The sequence below is a fragment of the Flavihumibacter sp. genome (assembly GCF_036676075.1).
Lineage (GTDB): Bacteria > Bacteroidota > Bacteroidia > Chitinophagales > Chitinophagaceae > Flavihumibacter.
In genome coordinates this window covers 464,566-488,876 of record NZ_JAKFDQ010000007.1, presented here as the reverse complement: position 1 = coordinate 488,876, position 24,311 = coordinate 464,566, and the positions used below count along the sequence as shown (strand labels likewise).

The 24,311-nt window shown below is 45.8% G+C and carries 18 protein-coding genes and 1 riboswitch; of the genes, 11 read left to right on the top strand and 7 right to left on the bottom strand.

Going from position 1 to position 24,311, the window contains the following annotated elements; genetic code table 11:
• Positions 1 to 24 precede the first annotated feature (24 nt).
• From V6M43_RS04890 to V6M43_RS04880, 3 genes are read left to right on the top strand one after another with little or no spacing between them, the layout of a single operon-like run.
• Positions 25 to 1,608, top strand: a complete 1,584-nt coding sequence (locus V6M43_RS04890; protein ID WP_332732924.1) for a glycosyltransferase — start codon at positions 25 to 27, stop codon at positions 1,606 to 1,608.
• Complete coding sequence (locus V6M43_RS04885; RefSeq protein WP_332732922.1) at positions 1,559 to 2,539, top strand: polysaccharide deacetylase family protein; 981 nt, start codon at positions 1,559 to 1,561, stop codon at positions 2,537 to 2,539. Before V6M43_RS04890 ends, V6M43_RS04885 begins: the two co-directional genes overlap by 50 nt.
• A 26-nt stretch (positions 2,540 to 2,565) precedes the next feature.
• Positions 2,566 to 3,831: an ABC transporter ATP-binding protein gene (locus tag V6M43_RS04880; protein WP_332732920.1), complete on the top strand. Its 1,266-nt coding sequence runs from the start codon at positions 2,566 to 2,568 to the stop codon at positions 3,829 to 3,831.
• On the opposite strand, the gene V6M43_RS04875 is transcribed toward V6M43_RS04880, so the two are convergent.
• The 5 genes from V6M43_RS04875 to V6M43_RS04855 form a co-directional block, all read right to left on the bottom strand.
• Positions 3,818 to 4,429: an FkbM family methyltransferase gene (locus V6M43_RS04875; protein WP_332732918.1), complete on the bottom strand. Its 612-nt coding sequence runs from the start codon at positions 4,427 to 4,429 to the stop codon at positions 3,818 to 3,820. The genes V6M43_RS04880 and V6M43_RS04875 overlap by 14 nt on opposite strands.
• 313 nt (positions 4,430 to 4,742) lie before the next feature.
• Complete coding sequence (locus V6M43_RS04870; RefSeq protein ID WP_332732917.1) at positions 4,743 to 5,717, bottom strand: acyltransferase family protein; 975 nt, start codon at positions 5,715 to 5,717, stop codon at positions 4,743 to 4,745.
• A gap of 109 nt (positions 5,718 to 5,826) precedes the next feature.
• Positions 5,827 to 7,794 carry a TonB-dependent receptor plug domain-containing protein gene (locus V6M43_RS04865; protein ID WP_332732916.1) on the bottom strand — a complete coding sequence of 656 codons (1,968 nt, stop codon included), beginning with the start codon at positions 7,792 to 7,794 and terminating at the stop codon, positions 5,827 to 5,829.
• A 96-nt stretch (positions 7,795 to 7,890) separates the two neighbouring features.
• Positions 7,891 to 8,126: riboswitch (cobalamin riboswitch) on the bottom strand.
• A 14-nt stretch (positions 8,127 to 8,140) separates the two neighbouring features.
• Entirely contained in the window at positions 8,141 to 8,533 is a 393-nt protein-coding gene (locus V6M43_RS04860; RefSeq protein ID WP_332732915.1) for a group I truncated hemoglobin, read from the bottom strand.
• Positions 8,534 to 8,600: 67 nt separating this feature from the next.
• Entirely contained in the window at positions 8,601 to 10,667 is a 2,067-nt protein-coding gene (locus V6M43_RS04855) for a TonB-dependent receptor family protein (protein ID WP_332732914.1), read from the bottom strand.
• 37 nt (positions 10,668 to 10,704) lie between these two features.
• On the opposite strand from V6M43_RS04855, the gene V6M43_RS04850 reads away from it, so the two are divergent.
• The 6 genes from V6M43_RS04850 (at position 10,705) to V6M43_RS04825 (ending at position 18,909) form a co-directional block, all read left to right on the top strand.
• Positions 10,705 to 12,048, top strand: a complete 1,344-nt coding sequence (locus tag V6M43_RS04850; RefSeq protein ID WP_332732912.1) for an APC family permease — start codon at positions 10,705 to 10,707, stop codon at positions 12,046 to 12,048.
• A gap of 73 nt (positions 12,049 to 12,121) precedes the next feature.
• Complete coding sequence (locus tag V6M43_RS04845; RefSeq protein WP_332732910.1) at positions 12,122 to 13,321, top strand: trans-sulfuration enzyme family protein; 1,200 nt, start codon at positions 12,122 to 12,124, stop codon at positions 13,319 to 13,321.
• Between the two features lie 109 nt (positions 13,322 to 13,430).
• Complete coding sequence (locus tag V6M43_RS04840; RefSeq protein WP_332732908.1) at positions 13,431 to 14,921, top strand: TolC family protein; 1,491 nt, start codon at positions 13,431 to 13,433, stop codon at positions 14,919 to 14,921.
• 134 nt (positions 14,922 to 15,055) lie between these two features.
• Complete coding sequence (locus V6M43_RS04835) at positions 15,056 to 16,441, top strand: efflux RND transporter periplasmic adaptor subunit (protein ID WP_332732906.1); 1,386 nt, start codon at positions 15,056 to 15,058, stop codon at positions 16,439 to 16,441.
• Between the two features lie 53 nt (positions 16,442 to 16,494).
• The gene (locus V6M43_RS04830; RefSeq protein WP_332732904.1) at positions 16,495 to 17,532 is read left to right on the top strand and encodes an NAD(P)H-dependent glycerol-3-phosphate dehydrogenase; all 1,038 of its coding nucleotides are present in this window, start codon (positions 16,495 to 16,497) and stop codon (positions 17,530 to 17,532) included.
• A 1,107-nt stretch (positions 17,533 to 18,639) separates the two neighbouring features.
• Positions 18,640 to 18,909 carry a hypothetical protein gene (locus V6M43_RS04825; RefSeq protein ID WP_332732902.1) on the top strand — a complete coding sequence of 90 codons (270 nt, stop codon included), beginning with the start codon at positions 18,640 to 18,642 and terminating at the stop codon, positions 18,907 to 18,909.
• Between the two features lie 374 nt (positions 18,910 to 19,283).
• Here the strand turns inward: V6M43_RS04825 and V6M43_RS04820 are convergent, their stop codons facing one another.
• Complete coding sequence (locus tag V6M43_RS04820; protein ID WP_332732900.1) at positions 19,284 to 20,636, bottom strand: coproporphyrinogen-III oxidase family protein; 1,353 nt, start codon at positions 20,634 to 20,636, stop codon at positions 19,284 to 19,286.
• On the opposite strand from V6M43_RS04820, the gene V6M43_RS04815 reads away from it, so the two are divergent.
• On the top strand, positions 20,589 to 22,553 hold the full coding sequence (locus V6M43_RS04815; RefSeq protein WP_332734371.1) for a hypothetical protein: 1,965 nt from the start codon (positions 20,589 to 20,591) through the stop codon (positions 22,551 to 22,553). The genes V6M43_RS04820 and V6M43_RS04815 overlap by 48 nt on opposite strands.
• Before the next feature lie 3 nt (positions 22,554 to 22,556).
• Here V6M43_RS04815 and nudK read toward each other — a convergent pair whose 3' ends face one another.
• Positions 22,557 to 23,153, bottom strand: a complete 597-nt coding sequence (gene nudK / locus V6M43_RS04810; RefSeq protein ID WP_332732898.1) for a GDP-mannose pyrophosphatase NudK — start codon at positions 23,151 to 23,153, stop codon at positions 22,557 to 22,559.
• A gap of 94 nt (positions 23,154 to 23,247) precedes the next feature.
• Between nudK and V6M43_RS04805 the strand changes: the two genes are divergently transcribed.
• Positions 23,248 to 24,282: a DUF4271 domain-containing protein gene (locus V6M43_RS04805; protein WP_332732896.1), complete on the top strand. Its 1,035-nt coding sequence runs from the start codon at positions 23,248 to 23,250 to the stop codon at positions 24,280 to 24,282.
• Positions 24,283 to 24,311: the final 29 nt, after the last annotated feature.

Genomic DNA, 24,311 nt, shown 5'->3' with positions numbered 1-24,311 from the left:
ATTCAAAATTCAACATTACCAAATTTGTCAGCTTTTCCAAAGGTTTCAATTGTCATAACCACATTTAATAATTACCACTTTATTGGTACTGCGATAAGGAGCGCTCTTGAACAGGATTATAAGAATATTGAGATAATTGTAGTGGATGATGGCTCAACTGATCAAACAAAAGATTTGGTGGATTCTTTTTCTGGTGTTACTTATATCTTTCAATCTAATCAGGGCTTATCTGCCGCTCGAAATGCTGGGTTGCAATATGCTGGTGGTGAATTCATTTGTTTTCTGGATGCGGACGATTGGCTTTATTATAATGCCATTTCCCTGAATGCCATGTTTTTACTGGATGATCCTGATTTAGCTTTTGTTGCAGGCGCACATACAATTTATTATGAGTTTACCGGAGTATTCGTTGATGTAATTAAACAGCCCGGCAATAATATGTATAATGAACTGTTAGGTGGAAATTTCATTGGTATGCATGCCACAGTTCTCTATCGGTCTGATATTTTGAGAGAATTTATCTTTGACACTGCTCTGCCAAACTGTGAAGACTATGATGTTTATCTAAGAATCGCCCGTAAACACCCAATAAGACACCATAAAACAATCATTGCGGCTTACAGGAAACATCAGGAGAATATGTCGGGCGATAATATTGCCATGCTAAATGGAATACAGGAGGTGCTTGGGAGACAAAAATATTTTTTAAAGAATGAGGATGAAGTAAAGGCCTATGTTAAAGGGATTGAGTTTAACAGGAGATACTATTCAGAGCAGATGGCTTCCCGACTTAAAACTATACATTATAGTAAATGGGAGATTCGTGAAAGTAAGGAGTATTACTTTTTGAAAAAGTATTTTCCTGAGATTGGAAAGGAGCTTTCCAGCTACATTTTCAAGCAAAAAAAATTTAGTGTTATGAGAAACATTAAGAGAATATTTTTTGGGAGAAAGCAGGAGTCTAATGAAATGATTGCACTAAAAAACCTGCCATTAAAACCTGTCAGTACACAGTTTGGATATGATAGGGGTGGTCCGATCGACCGATATTACATCGAAACATTCCTGGCTGAGAATAGTTTTTGCATTCATGGGAATATCCTTGAAATAGGTGATAATTACTATACCATGCGTTTTGGGGGGGATAGGGTTAAAACAAGCGATGTATTGCATGTTGATGATACCAACCCTGCAGCCACAGTCATTGGAGATCTTTCTGATCTACCCAATGTTGCAGACAATACTTACAATGCAATCGTACTAACTCAAACCTTGCATTTAATTTATGACTTTAAGAGGGCCCTTGATACATGTTACCGGATATTGAAACCCGGTGGTTCACTGCTGGTTACTGTGCCAGGTATAAGCCATATTGCCCAGGATGAATGGGGTAAGTATTGGCAATGGTCATTCACGAGTAGATCCCTTAGCAGGGCCTTGGAGGATTCTTTCATAAATAACAAGCCCGTTATGAAAACTTACGGAAATGTGTTCATAGCTAGCGCCTTTATTTATGGATTTGGATTGCCGGAGATTAAACCTGAGCAATTGAATTACCATGATGATCATTATCAGGTTATCATTTCCGCAGTTATCAAAAAGCTCTAATGGGATGTTTAGGAATTTAAATTTTTGGGGTAATAAAAAGGTCATCACTCTGATGTATCATCAGATTGGTCAATCAACTTTTGATCCATGGGGGCTGGCTGTTTCACCCATCAATTTTGAAGCCCACTTAAAAGTTTTACATAATCATTTTACTGTCATCACTTCAGATTCGCTTGCCAATTCAATAGGCCAATCTTTCCCCAAAAATGCAGTTTGTATTAGTTTCGATGACGGCTATTCCGATAACTTTTCTATAGCTAAAGGCATGTTAGAGAAGTTTAAATTACCAGCTACATTTTTTATTAGCTCATATTACATTGAACATCAAATTCCTTTTTGGTGGGATGAATTGGAATCGGTGATTTTTGACAATAATCTGATGTCTGCGGATATGAAAATTTACCAAAACTGGAGATGGCCTGCTAATCCACCAGACGCAGTTTCTGATAAATATATTAATGAATGGGCCAGACTGAAGCCACTGGCCTATCCTGAGATCCGCGATCGGATTGATATACTTTCACAAAATAACCAATCTAACAACGGGTCATGTAATAAGCTTCCTATGTCCACTAATGATCTTATTGAATTGAGTAAATCACCTTTGTTTACTATAGGAGCTCATACTATGACGCATCCGGCACTTTCAAATCATCACATCAATTATCAGGAAAATGAAATAGTTTCAAATATTCATTGGATTGAAGCGCATACGGGTAAGTCTGTGACAGCATTTTCTTATCCTTATGGCGATTTTAATGATGATAGTCTGACGATAGTTAAGAATAACGATCTGAAACTCGCGTTCACTACAAAAGGCAAATCGATAAAGTATAATGATGATCCCTACCAACTTGGTCGTTTCCAGGTCCAAAACTGGACTGGAGAGCAATTCGAACAACAGCTACGGCTATGGTTTAAAAAATATTAATTCAGTGAGTTTAATTATTCAATAGTATGGCTGATTTGGCATTGCAGGTAGAGAATTTGTCTAAGATGTACAGACGCGGTTCAATTGGAACCGGCTCTTTAAGACAAGACCTTCACCGCTGGTGGACACTGGATGTTTTGAAAAAAGATGACCCTTTTTTCACCAAACAGCCACATGCTGATTCGGCAGTAGCTTTTTGGGCACTCAAGGATATAAATCTACAGGTTAATGAAGGCGAAGTGCTTGGTATTATCGGTCAAAATGGAGCAGGTAAATCAACACTCCTTAAAATAATGTCCAGAATCATTAAACCTACTTCTGGTATTATTAAAGGAAAAGGAAGGGTAAGCAGTTTGTTGGAAGTGGGTACAGGATTTCACCAGGAACTTTCAGGTAGAGAGAATATATTTCTAAGTGGTTATATTCTTGGGATGAAAAAAAGGGAAATTCTGCGCCGCTTTGATGAAATAGTTTCTTTCGCAGGAATTGATGAATTCCTTGATACTCCCGTCAAGAGATATTCTTCAGGAATGTATGTCAGACTTGCTTTTTCTGTTGCCGCTCACTTAGAGCCCGACATTTTGATAGTTGATGAAGTACTGGCTGTTGGGGATGCAGAGTTTCAAAAGAAGTGCCTGGGAAAAATGAAAGAAGCATCTTCTGGAAGTGGTAGAACTGTGATTTTTGTCAGCCACAATATGCAGGCAGTTAACCAGCTTTGTGATAATGCAATATGGCTTCACAGCGGTACGATAAAAAAGCAGGGCCAATCTGCGCAGGTAGTCAATGCCTATTTGTCAACGTTACAACAAGACCTGCTTAAGCAGCAATGGCCAGATATAAATTCATCTCCCGGTAATGCTTATTTGCGAATGAGCAGCGTTGAGTTGAATCCTGATCTATTGCCTGGGTCAGCATTTATTGATATTAGCACATCAATAGAAGTGATATTTAGATTTTATTGGCTGCAACAAAAAGATATATTAATAACAGAAATAGCTTTGTTTAACAGTGCTGGCGACTGCATATTCGTGGTTTCTCATCCGCCTGTACTTGCAGAGCCAGGTGAGTTGATGGGCAAATGCATTATACCCGGTCATTTTCTAAATGACGGGAATTATTATATTTCTATTGCTTTCTTTAACGCAGAAAAAACCACTCTTTTCTATTTTGAAGAATGCCTTCATTTTACAGTTGCGGATATACCTGATGGAAACGGTCACTACATTAAATGGTGGGGCTATGTAAGGCCACAGTTTCCTTATGAGCTTAATCAACTTACTGTTTCCTGAAATGCACAATAAGGTAGGCGCCTCTCCAGCTTAAACTAAAATCACTTTTCTGTAGTGCATTAAAGAATGATCTGGTACAGCCTGGTCGCATATGATCATGCAACTCTATTGTAATAACCTCGGTTATTTGTAACCATTTTTCATAGTTTTTTTCAAATAACTCTTTCTCTGATCCTTCTATATTTATTTTGCATAAATCTATACTGCTTATATCGAACTCCTCTACTAATTGATCCATTGAAATGGCTTGCATGCTTCCCGTGCCGGGCTCTTTTGCTTCCTCGGTCATATAACCCCAATTTCCAAGCTCCTTATCAACGATGTTGATATTTGTTGGTTCATTCCATATCGCTTTATTAATGCAGGTGATATTTTTGTAAAAGCTTGTATTCTTTAAAAGTATTTCAAAATTTGACTTCTCTGCCTCTACGGCAATAATCCTTGCCGCAGGATATTTATTGGCAAAAAAAGTCGCACTTAAGCCTGTATGAGCGCCAAGGTCAACTATAACATCAGGAGATTTTTCCAGATTAAAATCATATTCCCTGTTAAGATAAATATGGTAAAACATGGGTATGTCAGTGGTCTGGTTCCTCATATATATAGGATGATCAAATCCCCTCAACTTCAATTGTAGCAATTCTTTTTTTCGCCACTTATTATACAAAAATTGGATCGCATCCGGGCCAAAATGATTTATATGATAAATTAACGTCCGTAGGTAAGATAATGCTCTGATCATAAAGTGAAAATAGGAACTCAATTTATTGGGTCAAACTCTTTCTTTCTCATCTTTTTTCCAAACTCAACACTGGGTGATTCCAGGTATTTAAAGAGGATCCAGGATAGTAAAAATATTACCCAGAAAGCAAATACAGGTTTAATAAATATTGAAACCATTGTATTCGGCGTCACAAATATCCAACAATTTGATTGTAAAATGAAAATAAGACCTTGAGAAGGGGTTGGTGAATCAAATAAAAACTGTAACTGCAAAGACCCAATGTGGTCATAAGATTAAACAATTTCTTTCCTATTCTTATTGTTTTATATAACAGGTACCATTCCATTATAGAAACCCAGGTCAGTATAGCTAATAAATGCATCAGGTAATAATGAAATGGAAACAACCGGCTTGAGAATAATAGTAGAGTAGCAATGATAGCTACCTTACCTGCGTGTCCTCTAAATATTAATATCTTATAATAATGGAATTCAACCAATAAAGCCCCCGCACACCAATTATACCATAGTGCTCCCGGCGATAAATAGTAGGCATTGTAATATTCTTGATTGGTAAATATTGGTTCCATGATCTTAAGAAAAACAGCAATCGATAAACTGAGACCAAATGCCTGAGTGACTCCCCAACGATGGCGCACATATAAGAAAAAAGGGTATAATAAATACAATTGTGCCTCTAAAGCTATGCTCCAAAAGGAAGGATTAATTCCAAATATGTATGTTTCAGAAAAGTTGTGGAAAAGGAAAACATGAGAAATTATATCCATTAAATTGCTACCCCCATAAACGGTGAATGGTAGCAAAATAATCATGACAAAAAGGACAAATATATAAGGAGGGTAAATTCGCCAAAATCTTTTATTAAAAAATATGGCTGCATTTAAAATGGATCCATTTAATAAATAATTTCTATGTATCAGATAGCCACTGATCACGAGGAATAACTGAACTCCGGTCCATCCAAATGCAGTAGGTGAAAATCGTAATGCAAGATCTCTTAATCCCCCCTGTAGAATACCCTTATCTGAATAATGGAGATCATTACTATCCGGGAAAAATACCAATTGGGCATGAAACAGGAATACCATCAATATGGCAATGCCGCGTAAAAAATCAATTTTAGCAATATGCCGATTGGTCACCGGAATAGGTTTAGGAGGGTTAGTAAGGGAATATACTTATATTTTGAACCCGCCGGCATCCGCCGGCGGGTTCAAAATATAAACTACCCACTTACCCCTGTGGCTCTCTTTACAACTGCACCCTCACCCCCGCCATCATATTGAACCGCCTCGTGTTATACCCATAGAGATCGGCATATTTCCGGTCGGTGATATTCCTGAAATCGGTAAATACATCCAACTGCTTATTTAACTGGTAACGCGCATAGGCATCGAGATTATAATAGCTGTCCAGCTCCTTGATCTCCGTGCTCCAGGTGGCGGAATTGTACCAGGTGTCCTGGCGCTTATCTACCCAGCGTAAACTCAGCCCCACATGCAGCTTTTTACTGAACTGGTAGGATGTTCCAAGGTTAATACTGTGCTTCGGACGGCGGTAGAGATTAAAATAACTGGTATCCTTACCAGCAAGCCTGGTCTCTATCTTGCCATCAAGCCAACTGTGGTTGGCCGTTATCTGCCATCGCTCATTTGGCTGCACCCTCAGCTCCGTTTCTACCCCCTTATCATCCTGCTTATCTGCATTCCTGTACTGCCCATAAGGAGGATCTGGTAATCCAGCAAACACGATCACATCTTTTATCTTCCGCCTGAAGGCTGTAACCCGCGCGGAAATGATCTTGTTATTGCTTGTAAAATGCAGTCCACCCTCGTATTGATTGCTTCTCTCCGGCTCCAGCGCCGTATTGCCATACTCCGAAGCTAAATGATAGAGCGATGGCGCCCTGAATGCCGTTGCCACCGAAGCATATAGCTTCAACTGCGGCAGCAGGTAGATATAGGGGTTGAATGCATAGGTAAAGGCATCCCCGAAATCCTGGTGCTGCGTGAACCTTCCGCCCAACTCTGCACCAAATCGCTCAAAACCCTTCAATGTAAAGGCGGCATAAGCACTCATCATACTCGCTTCCAGACTGTCCTTGCCCAGGTTCCCGAAACTGGTATTGATATCTGCTGTATTGCGACGGTAGTCGATGCCCGCCAACAATCCAAGGTGCTTCTGCAAACTGGTATTTATATAGGCCTCCGCAAACAGGGCCCGACCCTTATAATCGCCACTCGACGGATCCCAGTCATTTGCGCCCGCTGGAATATTCACCGGGTCATCATACACCCTTCGAACGGTATTGTAATTGGCATTGAATACCAGGTTGCCATTTTTCAACTGGTGACTGCTCTGTATGCCCGCTACCTGCTGCCGCTGCTGGCTCCTACTGTTACGGTCGTCTTCCAGGGCATTGTCATCAAGGTCGGCATCATACTCGCTGAACTGGTAATAGCCCTTAAACGTCCAGGCCTCGCTAAACTTATAGCCCGCAGCCAGGTTCACCATATCCTGCTTCACCCCGTCTTTATCGAAATTGCCGGCACCACCCTCATCCTTAGCCGAAGAAAATCCTTCGGACTGCAGGCGGTTATACTGCACCGAATAATTGAATTTATCAATGGCCCCCGATAAGCCAAGGTTGCCTTTGTATGTTCCATAGGTACCCGCTGCTAAAAGTCCGTTCAGTCCGATGGCTTTATTGCTTTGGTTCTTCCGGGTAATGATATTGATCACGCCCGCCACTGCGTCAGACCCATAAAGTGTACTCTGCGCGCCTTTGAGGATCTCTACCCGCTCCACCTGGTCAATGGATATATGATTCAGGTCAAACTGGATCGTTATCCCCGACCCATCGGTTACCGGCATGCCATCCACCAAAATCAGTGTATTGGCCGCTCCCGCACCCCGCAGGTAAACGGTCTGGTTGGTGCCGGGCGAATTCTGTGCTCCATTGATGATGAGTCCGGCCTGTTCATTTAGTACCTGTGAAAGTGTTCTGCCCGCATTGTTCTCGAGCGTTCGCCTGTTGATGACCGTTAGTACCTTCCCCGTACTGCTTTGTTTCTGGGGTTGCTTGTTGGCAGTTACAATTACTTCATCGAGTGTTCTGCTGCTGTCGGCCTGCTTTTCGCCGGTTGATTGTGACATCAGTTTTGTACTGACATGGCTGCTGATGATCGTAGCAGCCACCATGATCCATTGTTTTTTCATGTCTGAAAAAAGATTAGGGTGACTGCTTCCGGAAAGTGGTGGGAATTATAAATCGCCTGCGCGTTTACCATTCCTGCTTTTCTCCCGAAAGCAAAATGTTGATTGATGGACGCGGCAGGTCTTCTGGCTCGTGTCTGTCAGTTACCTTCCCACCCGCTTCCGCGGATAGTGGTCATTCACCAACAGTGAGGTATAATCTGGATTCTCTCTCCATCACTCTATCTCTCCATCTCTCCATTTCCTCTCCACTTTACAGCTACGGGGATAGCGCCGGAATCAACCGGACTTCCCTTTTAATCCGCCGAAGCGGAACCGTTTCCGGCGCGAAGATATATGAATGAACCTATTATTGTGCGATGATTTGTTTGCGCAAGGAATATCCGATAAATAAAATGTCTTTCTGGGTTTCCTCATCAATATTATGACTGGAAAGTACCTGCATGATATCATCCATGGCAGCCATATACTCTGCTTCACTGATATTCATGCCTCGATGGGTCGCCTGCATATCCCTTCCGGTATATGCTTCCGATCCGCCACTTCCGGCACATAGAAATTCCACCAGCAATGACTTGGTATGTGCTAATTTCTCTCCCTGTTCCAGGTAGGGCAAAAATCGCGCTTTAATGAGGGGATTGCTCATATGCGCTGCTACGATATCTTCTACTATGGTCTCAATGCGCTCTCTTTTTCCAAGGCGCTCGTAAAGTGAAAGGGTGGGCATGGTTAAGGTGCTCATGATGTGAAATTTTAATGGTTAAAAAATACTTCATGAGGGTGCAGAATGGTCTCTTAATTTACAAAATTTAGTTCAATTGTAAACGCAGTCCCGCATAGTAGTTCCGCCCCGGCGCCACATTGTAATACCGCCCCCCAAAGGCATTGATATCATTTCCTAAACTATAGGTTGTATTGAATAAATTATCTGCGCCCGCAAACCAGTTCAGCCCACGGTACAGCCTGCTGCCTCCCCTTATTCCGAGTAAATGATATTGCTTCGCCTTTTCACTGTTGGCATCATTGAGCCAGATGGGATCCACATACTGGTATGCCAGATGTAAATTCATTCCCCCCTTACCGTCAACATCAAATCCCGCTGCCAATGTTTGCTTAGCCACACCTGGTAATCTATTTCCACTAAAATCATTCTCAACCTGCTTATAATCCACATAACGGAAGGGATGCAGCGTATAACTCATCCATGTTGATAAACTGATCTGCTGTGCTGGCACCAGCGCCACAGGCCCGTAGGTGAGGAATCCCTCAAATCCTTTCTGCCGCGTGGAGCCCGCATTTTCGAAATAGTCCGCCCCGCTTGCATCTCGTCTTTGAACTATTGCATCCCGCAGCCGGTAATAAAAAAAGTCGAGGTCAAAATAGAGCTTCTGCTTCAGGATCCTTCCTCTCACCCCTGCTTCATAATTCCAGCCGCTTTCTGCCTGCAAGCTGGTATTGATCACACTTGTGGATGGCAATAACTCCGACGTAGTGGGTGGCGAAAATCCTTTCGCGATCATACTATAAAAAGTGAGGGCCCCAAGTTTCTTTGTTAGCGCAACCCTTGGCATCCACTCTTTCCGGTAATTGCTGTTGAATTCAAATGCAGGCTCTTCACTCACCCGCCTGATCCCCACGGTATTGGCATTATAACTGAGTCCCGCACTGAGCTGCCAGTCCCCCGGCAGGTCCAGTATCCCCTGTCCGAACAACAACGCCGACCTGGGTTTCAGCCGGTCATCGGTTTGCAGTTCGCCCTGTTCTCCATTTACATTACGGTAAACCTTAACCGAATAATTTCCCTGCTGCCACTCACCCCCAATATTGAATTGCAACTTCGCTCCATCCTCTGCTCCGTCTGTTGTTTCAGGGAATAACGGAATGGTATAACCGAATACAACTCTTCCCCCAAAATGTGGTTCCTTTCTTCGCTCATAATTTCGTACCGCCGGATTAGTAACGCTTGTAGTTGCTCCATACAAGGAGATATCAATACTCGATCCGGAAAAAGGTTTTAGCTCCTGGTGCAATCCCCCGAATAATGTCTTCTGTTCAATGCTTGCATCCGCATCAACCGAGGAAGGAAAATTTCCTACTGCCGGCCTCGATTGCTTCGGGTCAGCTTCAAATTCATTCCTGTTCAACCCCCCCGGCGTCTGGTACCAGAGATCACCATAGAGCAGCACCATATCAAGCCCCGCTACAGCGCTTTGCTGCCATCTTCCAGTATATGCTGCCACTGTTCGTTTCATATTGGTATGATCGCGGTAACCATCTGACCGTTGGTGATGCCCATAAACAGAATGTTCAAAGGCCCTGTTGGAGGAGAGTGTTGCCTTTGCCTCCACCTGGTGCAGTCCATAGGAGCCCGTCATATATTGGAGGGATAGATTGCTGCTGTCGGCAATTTCTGTATTGGCTAATAACAATCCGCCGGTACCTGCGCCATATAGACTGCTACCCGGACCTTTTAATATTTCTATATTGCTGAAATTGCCCACCGCAAACTGGTTCAGGTAGGTATTTCCTCCCGGGTCGGTAAAAGGGATCTGGTTATAATACATCCTTATATTCCTCACCCCAAATGGCGATCGCAGTGAACTACCACGGATGGCCAATCGATAACTTCCCGGCGATCTTTCTTCCATGCGCACACCCGGCAAACGGTTAATGGCCGGTAAAGCAGAAGCGGGTGAAAATCTTTGCCAGTCGCGCTCACGAACCAGCACAACCGAAGCCGCTGCATCCTTAATGACCGTACGTCGTGCAAAAGCCGTAACTGTTACAGAGTCGAGCTTCTCCTGCGTGATGGCAGCAGTGGGTGCCAGGCAGCAGGTGGCCAGCAAAAGGACTGCAGTATTTTTGATCGCCTTCATCCCCGCAAGTAACGCCACATTTTAATATCTTCCACCAATGAGTGCAAGAAACAAACTGAAACTTTTTGACCTTACCATGATCACGGTCGGATTGGTGATCGGCATGGGCATCTTCCGCACCGCCACCGATTCGGCACAGGCAGCGCTTACCCCAACTATTTATTTTGCCGCCTGGATCGCCGGTGGTATCATCGCCCTCTGCGGCGCCCTTACCTATGCCGAGATCGGATCGCGCTTCCCCGTTACCGGTGGCTACTACAAGATCTTCGCCGAATGCTACCATCCCTCCGTTGCATTCGCCATCAACTGCATCATTCTTATTTCCAATGCCGCCTCCTTATCGGGTGTGGCATTGATAGGCTCTGAATATATCGCCCAGCTTGTTTTTGACCAGCCCGCTTCTGATGTCACCAAGGCCTTTATCGCTATGGGCGCCGTACTGGTTTTTTATTTTGTAAACCTGGCCGGCCTCCGCCTTAGTTCCGGCACCCAGAACATCCTCATGATCATCAAGATCGGGATGGTACTGGTACTCATCGGTGCGCTTTTCTTTCCCGGCGCCGATTCGCTGGTGGCGAGTACCGCGGCTGCCAGTCCCACTGATCATTCCACCATGGACATCATCAAGTCTTTCGGCATCGCCCTTATCGCCGTTTCGTTTACCTATGGGGGTTACCAGCAGACCATCAACTTTGGCGATGAGGTGCATGAACCGCGCAAGACCATCCCCCGTGGCATTTTTATCGGTATCCTTATGATCATCGGGCTTTACCTGCTGGTACAAATGGCCTATGTGCATGCAATTGGTTTCGAACAACTGAAAACCACACGGGGCATCGCTGCCGTAGTGGCTGAGCGGATGTTCGGACCAACCGGAAAAACTATTTTCACCCTCTTGCTTTTTATGGCCGTACTAGCCTACGTGAATGTGCTGCTGCTCAGCAATCCACGCGTGATGTATGCCATGAGCAAAGACGGGATCCTTCCAAAGTCCTTCGCCAGAAAAGACGAAAAGCGTGATGTGTTAACGGTAAGCCTCAGCGTTTTTGCCGCCATCTGTATCCTCGTCCTTTTCTTCGCCAACACTTTCGATAAGATCCTTGGCTTCACTATATTTCTCGACTCTATCGGGATGGCCACTTCTGCTGCCACCATTTTCATATTGCGCAAGCGCACCAGCCACCTAAACGGAACCGGTATCTATACTATGAAATTATTCCCCCTCATGCCACTGATCTTTATCAGCGCCTATGCCTTCGTGGGGATCAGCATATTTCTGAATACCCCCAGCCTCGCCATAACCGGCCTGGTGGTATTCGCCATTTTCCTGGCCATCTATTTCCTGATAGTCAAGGGAAGCAAAAAGCCACAAAGGGAATAGCTAAGCCTCCATCCCTCCATCCCTCCATCCCTCCATCCCTCCATTCCATCTCTCCATCCCTCAATCTCTCCATATGGATCTCTCCCACATTCTTTATGCCTACGCCGAAGACCGCTCCCAATACTTCAACGCCATCGCGCCACCCATCATGCAAACCAGCAATTTCGCTTTCCGCAAAGTGGAGGATATGTCGCGCGCTTTTGAAGATGAAATGAGCGGATACCTCTATAGCAGGGGAATAAACCCCACCGTGGATATTCTCCGAAAAAAACTGGCAGCCCTCGATGGGGCTGAAGATGCCCTTGTGTTCAATTCCGGCGCCGCTGCCATCTTCGCCTCGGTGCTGGCCAATGTGAAATCAGGGGACCATATCCTCTCGGTTGATAATCCCTATACATGGGCCAAAAAAATGTTCGATATCATCCTTCCCCGTTTCGGTGTGAAGACTACTTATATTGATGGACGGTCAGTGGAAAATTTTCGCGACGCCATCCGACCCAATACCGCGCTCATTTACCTGGAGAGTCCCAATAGCTGGGATTATGCGATGCAGGACCTCGAAGGCCTGGCCGCATTAGTGAAATCGATCAATGCCACCCGCGCATCGTCGCCCGCTGTAGATAAGCCTTCCCCCCAGATCATCACCATCTGCGATAACAGCTATTGTACGCCGCTATACCTGCAGCCTGTAAGACTAGGGATCGATATTTCGCTTCAATCTGCCACCAAATATATTGGCGGACATTCAGATGTGGTTGCCGGCGTCATCAGCGGCTCCCATGCCATGATGAAAAAGATCTTCGATTCCGAATACCTCAATATCGGTAGTGGCATACAGCCTTTCAACGCATGGCTGCTGATACGCGGACTGCGAACCCTGCCCATGCGGCTCCAGCAGATCAGCGCTACCACCCGCACCGTCATCGATTTCCTTAAAGGGCATCCCAAGGTGGAAGAACTGCTCTTTCCGCTCGATCCCTCCTTTCCCCAGTTTGAGCTGGCACGAAAGCAACTCTCCGGTGCCTGCGGATTGCTCACCATCGTGTACCGCACCGAAGAGCGCGCCGAGATCGTCCGCTTCTGTGAATCTCTCAAGCATATAATGATGGCCGTTAGCTGGGGTGGTCATGAGAGCCTGGTGATTCCACGTTGCGCCGGTATAAAACCCGAGCTTTTTGATGCTACCGTCCGCGAACACCGGATGGTCAGACTCTATATAGGCCTCGAAACCGCCGACTATCTTATTGAGGACCTGCGGCAGGCGCTGGAGTGAAATTCATAGCGATCAGCCGTTCCCGTAAATGGGTGTTTTCACGATAATTATATGGCCGGCAGGTTAAACAAGATCAAAAGCTTTATTTTTAGCCCCTTAACCATTATTCATGAGCTTGTTGAGAAAGCGTTGTTCATTGCTTTTTACTATTGGATTTTTATTGGTCACATCCCTACCCACGGCCTTTTCACAGCAGCAGCCCGAAGTGTGGGACCTCCGCCGTTGCGTGGATTATGCCGTCGCCAATAATATCTCTGTTCGCCAATCCGATGTCCAGAAGCGCCTCGCCGTGCTGCAGTATGAGCAGAACAAATACTCCAAATACCCTAACGCAAATTTTTCCACCAATACCGGTTTGCAGTTTGGTCGATCCATTGACCCTACCACCAACCAGTTCACCAACCAGCGACTCCTCTTCCAGGGCTTCCAGTTCAGCACCGATGTTACTATTTACAATTGGGGCCGTATAAGTAATAATATTACCGCCGCCCGCCTCGAAGCCGAAGCCGCCGGTTCTGATGTGGACAAGGTGCGCAATGATATCGCCCTGAATGTGGCAACCGCCTACCTGCAGGCCCTGCTTTCCAAAGTGCAGATCGATATCTCCGCCGTTCAGGTGGAACAGAGCAAAGGGCAGCTAACGGATACACGCAAACGCGTTGATGCGGGAACACTTCCTGAACTTAATGCAGTTGACCTCGAGGCCCAGCTCGCCCGCGATTCAGCCACCCTTATAGGTGCCGAAGCTACCTACGAACAGAACCTCCTCAACCTCAAAGCCCTCCTCAACCTCGACGCGGCGCTTCCTTTCACTATCGCCGTTCCGCCGGTTGACCAGATCCCCGTTGAGCCCATGGCCGAACTGATGCCTGAGGTGGTTTATGCGCTGGCGCTGCAAAACCAGCCCGCGCAGAAGGCTAATGAAACAAGGAAACAATCGCTCGAATACGCGGTGAAAGCTTCAAAGGCCGCTTTGTATCCCACTATCTTCGGATCGGGGGGACTCGCATCCAACTTCGCCTCCACAAACCGTAAGATCACGGGATTTAATTTCCTTGGCTATAGTGATCCCAATCCCGCCGCTGGGGCAGTTACAGTTGACGGACAACTTATATTTCTTCAGTCGCCTAATGTTCAGATAACCCAGGCCAACAAAGGTTTTGGTGAACTCTGGAATGGCTGGGGAACACAGATGAATAATAACTTCCGCCAGAATGTGGTGGTGGGCATGAGCATTCCGATCTTCAACGGCTACCAGGCGCGCACGGCCTATGAGCGTTCCAAGCTCAGTGTCAAAAACCAGGAGCTGATCATAGAACAGGGCAACCAGACCCTCAAGCAGGATATCTACAGCGCTTATACCAATGCGGTTTCTTCCATGCAGCGCTTCAATGCCAGCCAGAGTAGTCTCAATGCTACGCAGAAGGCCTATGATTTTGCCCGCAGACGCTATGATCTCGGATTATTAAGTACACTCGAACTGATCACCTCACAGAATAATCTCACCCGCGCGAAGATCGATATGGCCAATGCACAGTTCGATTATGTTTTTCGCATGAAGGTGCTGGAATTCTACAGAGGGCAGGGGATCAAATTATAAGGGATACTCCCCAAAATCAAAGGGACTCCTCAAGATCAAAAAGGAACACCTCAATAACAAAGGGAACTCCTCAATAACAAAGGGAAATCCCCCAGGAAAAAATTGGAATATTAAATTGAATTATTTTACATCGTATGAATAAGAAACTTATCTGGGTTATAGTTGGCGTAGTAGTGTTGGTTGGCGCTTTATTCGGTATGAAGAAAGCCGGCATTATCGGCAAGAAAGAAGGTATAAAAGTGACCACCGAAAAAGTGGAGAAGCGAACCATTATTGAAACGGTTAACGCCAGTGGTAAGGTATATCCCGAGATCGAAGTGAAGGTTAGTTCCGATATCTCCGGTGAAATCATTGAGCTCACCGTGGAAGAGGGCGATAGTGTTCGCCGCGGTCAGATGCTGGCGAGGATCTTTGCTGATATCTATGTTACGCAGCGCGACCAGGTAGCCGCCGCCGTTCGACAGCAGCAGGCCCAGGTTGATAATAGCCAGGCACAACTGGAGGCCTTGAAAAGTGTACTGAACCAGAGTGAGGCGCAATACAAAAGACAGCAGCAATTATTGAATGAGAAAGTGATCTCCCGCGCTGAATTTGAGCAGGCGGAGAATGCATATAATACCGCAAAAGCCAATTACAATGCGGGATTACAGGGTATCCGCGGTAACCAGGCTTCTGTGCAGAGTGCGATGGCCAATCTCCAGCGCGCTAATAAAGACCTTGGACGAACAACTATTCTAGCTCCTATGGACGGCGTGGTTTCATTGCTTGCGGTGAAGAAAGGAGAGCGCGTGGTAGGAACAGCTCAGATGGCGGGTACTGAGATGATGCGGATCGCCGATATGGGCAAGATCGAGGTTAGGGTTGATGTGGGGGAAAATGATATTCCGAAGGTACACCTTGGCGATTCTGCACTAGTGGAAGTGGATGCATATAATACGCGGAAATTTAAGGGGATCGTTACCCAGATCGCGAGTAGTAGTACGGGCTCCGCAACGGCAACTGCTGCCGTGAGTGATGTTACCAATTACAAAGTCTTCATACGCCTGCTTCCTGAAAGTTATTCCGATCTTATCGATTCTTCCCGTCCCAAGGCCTTTCCTTTCCGCCCGGGAATGAGCGCCAGTGCTGATATCCAGACCAAGCGTCATATTGATGTTATCGCTGCGCCTATTAATTCTGTAACAACGCGCGAGAAGGATTCCGATAAGGCAGTAACTGCTGCGAAAAGTTCAACTGAGAAAGTGGAAGAGGATAATAATCCTACCGACGAACGTAAATCTTTAAGTGCAGAACTCGATGAAGTGGTGTTTGTGCTGCAGGCGGATAAAACGACTATTAAGAAGGTAAAAGTGCGGACCGATATACAGGACATCAATTATATTGAGATCCTCTCCGGACTTAAGCCGGGTGATGAAGTTGTGACGGGGCCATATTCACTGATCTCCCGCACGCTGAAAGATAATGATAAGGTTCAGGTAGTGAAGAAAGAGGATCTCTTCGAAAAGAAAAAGAAAGATTAAAGATCAACAATCCATAAAAAGTTAAGATCCACAAACCAGTAAAGGGAAGATCAATGCGGTTGGGAATAATTGGAAGCGGAAGCTGGGCTACGGCGCTGGCCAAGATCGTAACAGACAATAAGCACCCATTGAACTGGTGGGTTCGTAACGATGCAATTCTTGAGCATCTCTATGAACGCAAGCATAATCCACAGTATTTGTCTTCAGCAACTTTCGATACTTCACTCATAAATCTCAGTACAGATATTGCTGCGGTTGTGCGTGACAGTGACTGCGTGGTGATCGCGGTTCCCTCTGCATACATTGAAGAAACGCTGGGCGCTCTTTCCGCTGATGCATTTACCGGTAAGTGGGTTGTGTCTGCGGTTAAGGGCATGCTTCCCGAGCAGAATATTCTCCTCAATGAGTGGTTCAATGATCGGTTCGCTCTACCGATCTCGGATTATTATACGCTCATGGGTCCATGCCATGCCGAAGAGGTTGCACGGGAGCGATTGAGTTATCTCACATTCAGCGGGATGCACGAAGATCGCGCAGAAGAGATCGCTTCGATGTTCCGTTGCTATTATATCAATACGGTTGTGAATAGTGATGTTATCGGCGTTCAGTATGCAGCAGTGCTGAAGAATATTTATGCGCTGGGTGCGGGTATTGCGCACGGACTCGAGTATGGTGATAATTTCCTCAGCGTATTCATCGCCAACTGCGCTGATGAGATGGCGGGTTTCCTACGCCGCATGGGGGTAGGGAAGGTGGAGGTCGGTATCCACGGTCTCGAGAACCCCGTTACCCACCAGAAAGACGCCAACTATGCTGCCTCCGTTTACCTGGGCGATCTGCTGGTAACATGTTACTCCCTCCATAGCCGCAACCGCACATTCGGAAATATGATCGGAAAAGGGTATTCCGTGATGAGTGCACAGCTCGAAATGAATATGGTGGCGGAAGGTTATAACGCTTCCCGATGCATTCATGTGGTTAACCAGGTTGTTGCCGCTGACATGCCGATCGCCGAAACCATCTATCGTATTCTATGGCAGCACCTCCCTCCCCGACAGGGCTTCCGCCAGATCGAAAAGGTGATGATCTGAGTTTATCTCATACTCCCGCTAAATCTCAATTTCCCCATTTACAAATCGCAAGTACGTAAAACGGCTCCACTGTTTTCAGGTGGCCCAAGAAATTTTACAAATCGAAAGTATGCGGCACTACTCTACAGTTTTCGATTAGCGCAAATATTTTACAATCGCAAGTACGCGTATCGCCTACAACTCTTTGCAACTGTCTAAAATTGCTTACAAATCGAAAGTATACGGCACTACTCTACAGTTTTCGATTAGTGCAAATATTTTACAAATCGCAAGTACGCGTATCGCCTACAACTATTTGCGACTGTCTAAAATTGCATACAAATCGAAAGTATACGGCACTACTCTACAGTTTTCGATTAGCGCAAATTTTTTACAAATCGCAAGTACGCGTATCGCCTACAACTATTTGCGACTGTCTAAAATTGCATACAAATCGAAGTATACGGCACTACTCTACAGTTTTCGATTAGCGCAAATATTTACAAATCGCAAGTACGCGTATCGCCTACAACTCTTTGCAACTGTCTAAAATTGCTTACAAATCGAAAGTATACGGCACTACTCTACAGTTTTCCATTAGTGCAAATATTTTACAAATCGCAAGTACGCGTATCGCCTACAACTATTTGCGACTGTCTAAAATTGCATACAAATCGAAAGTATACGGTACTACTCTACAGTTTTCGATTAGCGCAAATATTTTACAAATCGCAAGTACGCGTATCGCCTACAACTCTTTTCGACTGTCTAAAATTGCATACAAATCGAAAGTATACGGCACTACTCTACAGTTTTCGATTAGCGCAAATATTTTACAAATCGCAAGTACGCGTATCGCCTACAACTCTTTGCAACTCTTTGCAACTGTCTAAAATTGCTTACAAATCGAAAGTATACGGCACTACTCTACAGTTTTCCATTAGTGCAAATATTTTACAAATCGCAAGTACGCGTATCGCCTACAACTCTTTGCAACTGTCTAAAATTGCTTACAAATCGCAGGCAGGGCAAAATGTTTCGTGATAAATAAATGCTATGGTGTAAGAAAATGCTATGGTGTAAGAAAGTGCAATGGTGAAAGTAAGTGCGGTGGTGTAAGAAAATGCAATGGTGAAAGAAAATGCAATGGTGAAAGAAAGTGCAATGGTGAAAGAAAATGCTATGGTGCAAGAAAGTGCAATGGTGAAAGAAAGTGCAATGGTGAAAGAAAGTGCAATGGTGAAAGAAAGTGCAATGGTGAAAATGAATGTTATGCAGAAAATGAATGCCTGGAAGATCAATGAACGCTATTGCGTTGTTTGCGTTGTACCAGCCAATCCCGTAATAGTATCACAGCCAGGAAAACCAGGCCAAGCGAACCGTATATGGTATAACTGAGGGGCATATTCACTGTTAAGATACAAATTTCAATTTATTCGTTGCCTACGGCACTGTTAAAAAGATGATCTTTTGCCTACTGGCGGTTTGTAAGTTTTTACAACAAGAAGAAAATCACCTGTTCCCGGGAGATACTTTCAATTTGTAAGTTATGGCTGCACCAGGAAAATGGACTGTTCTGATGGGCTACTTGCGATTTGTAAATATTGGCTGCACCAGGAAAATGGACTGTTCTGATGGGCTACTTGCGATTTGTAAATATTGAATGCCCCAGGAAAATGGACTGATCTTTGGAAACTACTTTCGATTTGTAAATTTTCACAGCACGTGAAAAATGCACTGGTCCAGGGGCTACTGTCGATTTGTAAACCAACCTAGATGAACAACTCCGCAGCAATTCCGTCCGCAAATAATTTGCCCTTATTCGTCAGGCGTACGTTCTTTTCGTTTATCATTAATCGTTCCTCTTCCAGGTTGAATTTCTCTGCTCCCTCAATTAAATTCTGCACCAGCTCCCCTCCAAATTCTTCCCGGATAAATTCGAGATCAATCCCTTCCATCGTGCGAAGCGCTGTCATCACGTATTCGTTGAAACGATTTTCGCGCGTGAGTATTTCCTCTTCATAAATGAGTGGGATCTGCAGCCTTATTTCATCAGTAGTGTGCAGCTTTAGATCTTCAGTAGCATCCAATCCTCTTTCATTGGCGGTTAACTCATTTACCTCGTTTTGCAGGTAGTAGCGCTCCGAAAATGATCGCATATACAATGCATTATTCGCAATATTCCAGCGCCGGCGCGGGGCGCCGGAACCCTTGCTATATGAATGCGCCCCAGGCCCAATTCCCAGGTATTCCACTCCCCGCCAGTATGAACTGTTGTGACGACTCCTCCATCCAGGCCGCGCAAAATTCGAGATCTCATAGTGTTCGTAACCAGCACCCTCCATCCAATCCATCAACAATAAAAACTGCCGGCTCTGTTGCTCCGGATCAGTATCCGGCATTTTATTAACGATCACCATATGATGCAGCGCGGTCTTTGGCTCCACAGTAAGCGCATAACAGGAGAGATGCGGCACTCCCAATTCCAAAGCCTTACGAACATTTCCTTCCCAGGCTTCATCCGTTAGTCCCGGCGTTCCATAGATCAGATCGATCGTCAGATTGCGGAAACCAGCAGCTTTTGCCAGAAGAATACATCGTTCAGCCTCTGCTGCCGTATGAGCACGGTTCATCCACAACAGATCTTCCTCCCGGAAGGATTGTACTCCTATACTCAACCGGTTTACCCCAGCCGCCTTCCACCCCTCCAGCATCTCTTCATTTATATCATCAGGATTAGCCTCCAGCGTGATCTCGGCATCAGCAGCCACGGTAAAATTGCGGCGAATCGCCTCTATTAAAAGATTTAGCTCCCCGATTTGTGAACCCGCAACAGCGCTCCTATCCTCCATTCCTGGTGAATCACTCACAGCTTTAGCCCTTTTTTCAGTGCCACCGGAAAGAGCCGTAATATTCTCTGCACTAACCGTCAGCAGTGAAGGTGTTCCACCTCCAAAATAGATCGTATCAACCCGCTGCCCGTCCAGCCGCACACTTTCCTGCTCGATTTCCCTCAATAAAGCCTGCACCATCCCGTTCTTGTTTTGCAATAGCGTAGAAAAATGGAAATTGCAGTAATGACATGCTTTTCTGCAGAAAGGGATATGAAGGTAAATTCCGGCCAAAATGTTCCATCAGTTTGTTCAGCCGCAAAGGTAGGACCATGCCGCCATTTCGCCTTGTTAATGCTTCTGCTGCTGGCAACTCCCGCCCTCATAGCCCAATACCTCCTGCAGATAAAGCCCGCAGATACCGATAGCAACGCCATCGCCGCCCTTCAACTCAACAGTAGTTTCAAAAACCGGGAAGACTGTATCCGCTTCATCCAGAAACTACCCGAAACCCTGGCCGCAAAAGGATTTGCCACGGCATCAGTTGACAGCATACTCACCGACTCATCGCAAACAACCATACACCTCTTCCTCGGTGAAACCTATCAGTGGAGCAGCCTACGTCTCTCCGGTATTACAGAACCCGAACTGCAGGCAGCAGGCATCCGCCTCCCCAAAAAATCACAGCCGTTCAAAGCCTCCCTGGTTGAGCAGATCCAACAACAATTACTGGATCACCTCTCCGATAACGGATTCCCCTTCGCCACCGTGCAGCTTGACAGTATAGTTTTGCTGAATGGCGGAGACGGTGATCCGGTAAGCGAAAATCCGATCCGGAAGGGAACAGGCGATAAAAGTCACCAGATCAGCGGAGTACTCGTCGTAAACAAAGGCCTGGCCTATAAAGTGGATAGCCTGGTGCTCAAAGGCAGCGCCTCCATCTCCGAAAACTTCCTTCACCGCTACCTCGATCTCCCGCGCGGCAGCAACTACGATCGCAGCCGCTTTGAAAACATCAGTCTCCGCCTCCGCGAGCTTCCCTTCCTCCAGGAATCACAGCCCTGGCAACTTCGCTTCGGCGGCAACGGCGCCATCCTCGATCTCTTCCTCGAACCGAAGAAATCAAGCCAGGTGAACGTGCTGGTGGGACTTCTCCCAGGAACCAATGCCGACGGCAGCAATAAATTCCAGGTAACAGGAGAGGCCAACCTCAACCTGCGCAATGCACTGGGCAATGGCGAAACCATCGGACTGAACTGGCAACAATTGCAGGTAAAATCACCGAGACTCAACCTGCTTTTCGAACAGCCCTACCTTTTCGGCAGCGCATTCGGTATCAGCACCCGTTTCGACCTCTTTAAAAAAGATAGCTCCTTCCTCAACCTCAATATGCAACTGGGACTGCAATACGCTGTTTCCAGCCGGCAAACCGGAAAGATATTCCTCCAGCTTCTTCGCACCAACCTGATCGATATCGATACCCAACGCATCCGCCAAACCCGCCGTCTCCCCGCAGATGCCGACCGCAGTATCCTGAACCTCGGCGTCGATTACGAACTCTTCACCACCAATTACCGACGCAATCCAACAAACGGGTGGGAAGTATTCAGCAGCATATCTGCCGGTACCCGAACCATTCGCCGCAGCAACGCCGTGCTCGATCTCAAAGACCCGGCGTTCAACTTCGCCTCACTATACGATACCATAAAACTCAAGAGCTACCAGTTCAAATTACAGGGCCGCGTTGCACGATTCCTTCGGCTGGGCAGGCAATCTACCCTGCAGCTGCTTGCAAGCGTAGGCATGCTGGAAAGTCCAACCCTCTTCCGCAACGAACTCTTCCAGATCGGCGGTTATAAACTGATGCGGGGATTTGATGAGGAAAGCATTTTCGCCTCACGTTACCTCGTAAATACGATCGAGTACCGATACCTGGTTGGAATGAACTCTTATTTCTTTGGATTTGCAGATGTTGGATTCACCGGAACCAAAGCCAATGCGGCTGTCTCAAGCGGCACACCCGGCTCTCCAACAACACCGGGTTCAGCATTGTTTTCCGGAAAGGAACGTTTAATAGGCACCGGCATCGGTATGGCCTTTGAAACTACCGCCGGATTCTTCAATCTTTCACTGGCAGTTGGTAAGCGCGGTAACGAGAATTTTGCCTTCCGCCAATCGAAGATCCATCTCGGTTATCTCTCTTATTTTTAAGGCTCACAAAATATTTTTCATGCGCAGGTATTGAAGCAGCATGATCGTCTTGGCATCCCTGATCTCTCCGGTTTCTGTCATGCCTATTGCCTTTTCAAAAGCCATCTCCAACACCTCGATATTCTCCTGCTCATCAGCAGCGCCACCACCTTCATTCACCTTCATCTCCGATTCGTATTCCGCAATAAAAAAATAAAGGATCTCTGTGACGGAGCCGGGCGACATATATGCCTCATATATTTTCTGCAGATCATGAATGCGATACCCAGTTTCTTCCTCGGTTTCACGGCGAATACAATCCTCCGGATTATCTGCATCCAGCAATCCGGCACAGGCCTCGATCAACATCCCATCCGGATTTCCGTTAACATAAGTGGGCATCCTGAACTGGCGTGTAAGGATCACCGTTTGCTTCTCTTTATTATACAACATAATTACCGCACCATTGCCGCGGTCGTAAGCTTCCCGCTGCTGCTCCTTCCAGGTCCCATCATGTTGCAAATAATCGAAACTGTATTTTTTTAATTTGTACCAGTTGGCTGATAATAATTCTTCCCGGATGTTCCGGATCTTTTCATGGCTGGCATTGCTTGTTTGCATAGCGAAGGGATAAGTTTTTTATGGATCTTAAAGATCGGTTGATAAATTATAATTTGCGGCCGGTTGCGGCTACCTATTTTTGCATCCATCAACAATGCGCCTACTTCTACTTTTCATATTTGTATTCATCATTTCAATTCCTGCAGCGCTGGCCCAGGATTCAGTCAACAGGCAGCAACCACCCGGCGTGGCCGCAACTCCGCCAGCACCGAAGTTGCCACAAAACAGGCAAAGCCGAACAGCTTCATCTGCAGTCCGCGATTCACTGGCGGCCAGTAATCTATTGAAGCAGGATTCTCTTAAAAACGTTGCGCGCCGTATCGATTCACTTCGTACTGATTCCCTCCGACTGGATTCAATCAGCAAAATTCCCATTGAGCCGGTCAACTACAAAGAATCATCCGTTTACAAAGTGTTGGAGGAGAATCCATACTTCAATTTTTTTGGGGAGGGTGTATATCGCACCATCCAACCGCGTAAACATTCAGGCAAAGAGCATTTCTTTTACCTTCTGGCTGCTCTTTTTCTGTTACTGGCTGTGGTAAGAGCTGGATTTGGACGCTATTTCAATAACCTCTTCACCGTCTTTTTCCGGGCTTCCCTCAAACAAAAGCAGATCCGCGAACAGCTTCTGCAAACCCCCCTGGCTTCCCTCTTGCTGAACCTCTTATTCATTCTGGCAGGGGGATTATACGCCAGCTTTATCATCGGTAAACAGCCCGGTGCGGCAGACCTGAATTTCTGGGTTCTTTTTGGATATTGTGTGGCTGGATTGGCCATCATCTACCTTGGTAAATTCTTCATCCTCAAACTATTGGGATTAACCCTGGGTATGGAGCAAACTACCGATACCTATATCTTCATCGTTTTCCTCTGCAATAAAGTACTGGGTATCCTCCTGCTGCCGCTACTGCTCTTACTGGCCTTCGCATCGCCCAGCGGTGCCATCATCGCCCTCACCATTTCCTATGTATTGGTGGGAGGAATTTTCCTGTACCGCTACATAAGTTCTTATGGTTATATAAACAGGGAAGTAAAAGCTAGCAGATTCCACTTTTTTCTTTACCTTTGTGCCTTCGAACTAGCACCCTTACTGTTGATTTATAAGGGATTATTGAAAATTGTGTAGCGGTTAATTAACTTTAAGAAAATTTAGCT

Bases quoted from the DNA above. Each gene is read 5' to 3' on its own strand.
- V6M43_RS04830 (WP_332732904.1), top strand. From the start codon at position 16,495: ATGCGGTTGGGAATAATTGGAAGCGGAAGCTGGGCTACGGCGCTGGCC.
- V6M43_RS04825 (WP_332732902.1), top strand. From the start codon at position 18,640: ATGGTGAAAGAAAATGCAATGGTGAAAGAAAGTGCAATGGTGAAAGAA.
- V6M43_RS04875 (WP_332732918.1), bottom strand. From the start codon at position 4,429: ATGAGGAACCAGACCACTGACATACCCATGTTTTACCATATTTATCTT.
- V6M43_RS04845 (WP_332732910.1), top strand. From the start codon at position 12,122: ATGGATCTCTCCCACATTCTTTATGCCTACGCCGAAGACCGCTCCCAA.
- V6M43_RS04850 (WP_332732912.1), top strand. From the start codon at position 10,705: ATGAGTGCAAGAAACAAACTGAAACTTTTTGACCTTACCATGATCACG.
- V6M43_RS04805 (WP_332732896.1), top strand. From the start codon at position 23,248: ATGCGCCTACTTCTACTTTTCATATTTGTATTCATCATTTCAATTCCT.
- V6M43_RS04815 (WP_332734371.1), top strand. From the start codon at position 20,589: ATGACATGCTTTTCTGCAGAAAGGGATATGAAGGTAAATTCCGGCCAA.
- V6M43_RS04880 (WP_332732920.1), top strand. From the start codon at position 2,566: ATGGCTGATTTGGCATTGCAGGTAGAGAATTTGTCTAAGATGTACAGA.
- V6M43_RS04860 (WP_332732915.1), bottom strand. From the start codon at position 8,533: ATGAGCACCTTAACCATGCCCACCCTTTCACTTTACGAGCGCCTTGGA.
- V6M43_RS04865 (WP_332732916.1), bottom strand. From the start codon at position 7,794: ATGAAAAAACAATGGATCATGGTGGCTGCTACGATCATCAGCAGCCAT.
- V6M43_RS04855 (WP_332732914.1), bottom strand. From the start codon at position 10,667: ATGAAGGCGATCAAAAATACTGCAGTCCTTTTGCTGGCCACCTGCTGC.
- V6M43_RS04835 (WP_332732906.1), top strand. From the start codon at position 15,056: ATGAATAAGAAACTTATCTGGGTTATAGTTGGCGTAGTAGTGTTGGTT.
- V6M43_RS04885 (WP_332732922.1), top strand. From the start codon at position 1,559: ATGATGATCATTATCAGGTTATCATTTCCGCAGTTATCAAAAAGCTCT.
- nudK (WP_332732898.1), bottom strand. From the start codon at position 23,153: ATGCAAACAAGCAATGCCAGCCATGAAAAGATCCGGAACATCCGGGAA.
- V6M43_RS04840 (WP_332732908.1), top strand. From the start codon at position 13,431: ATGAGCTTGTTGAGAAAGCGTTGTTCATTGCTTTTTACTATTGGATTT.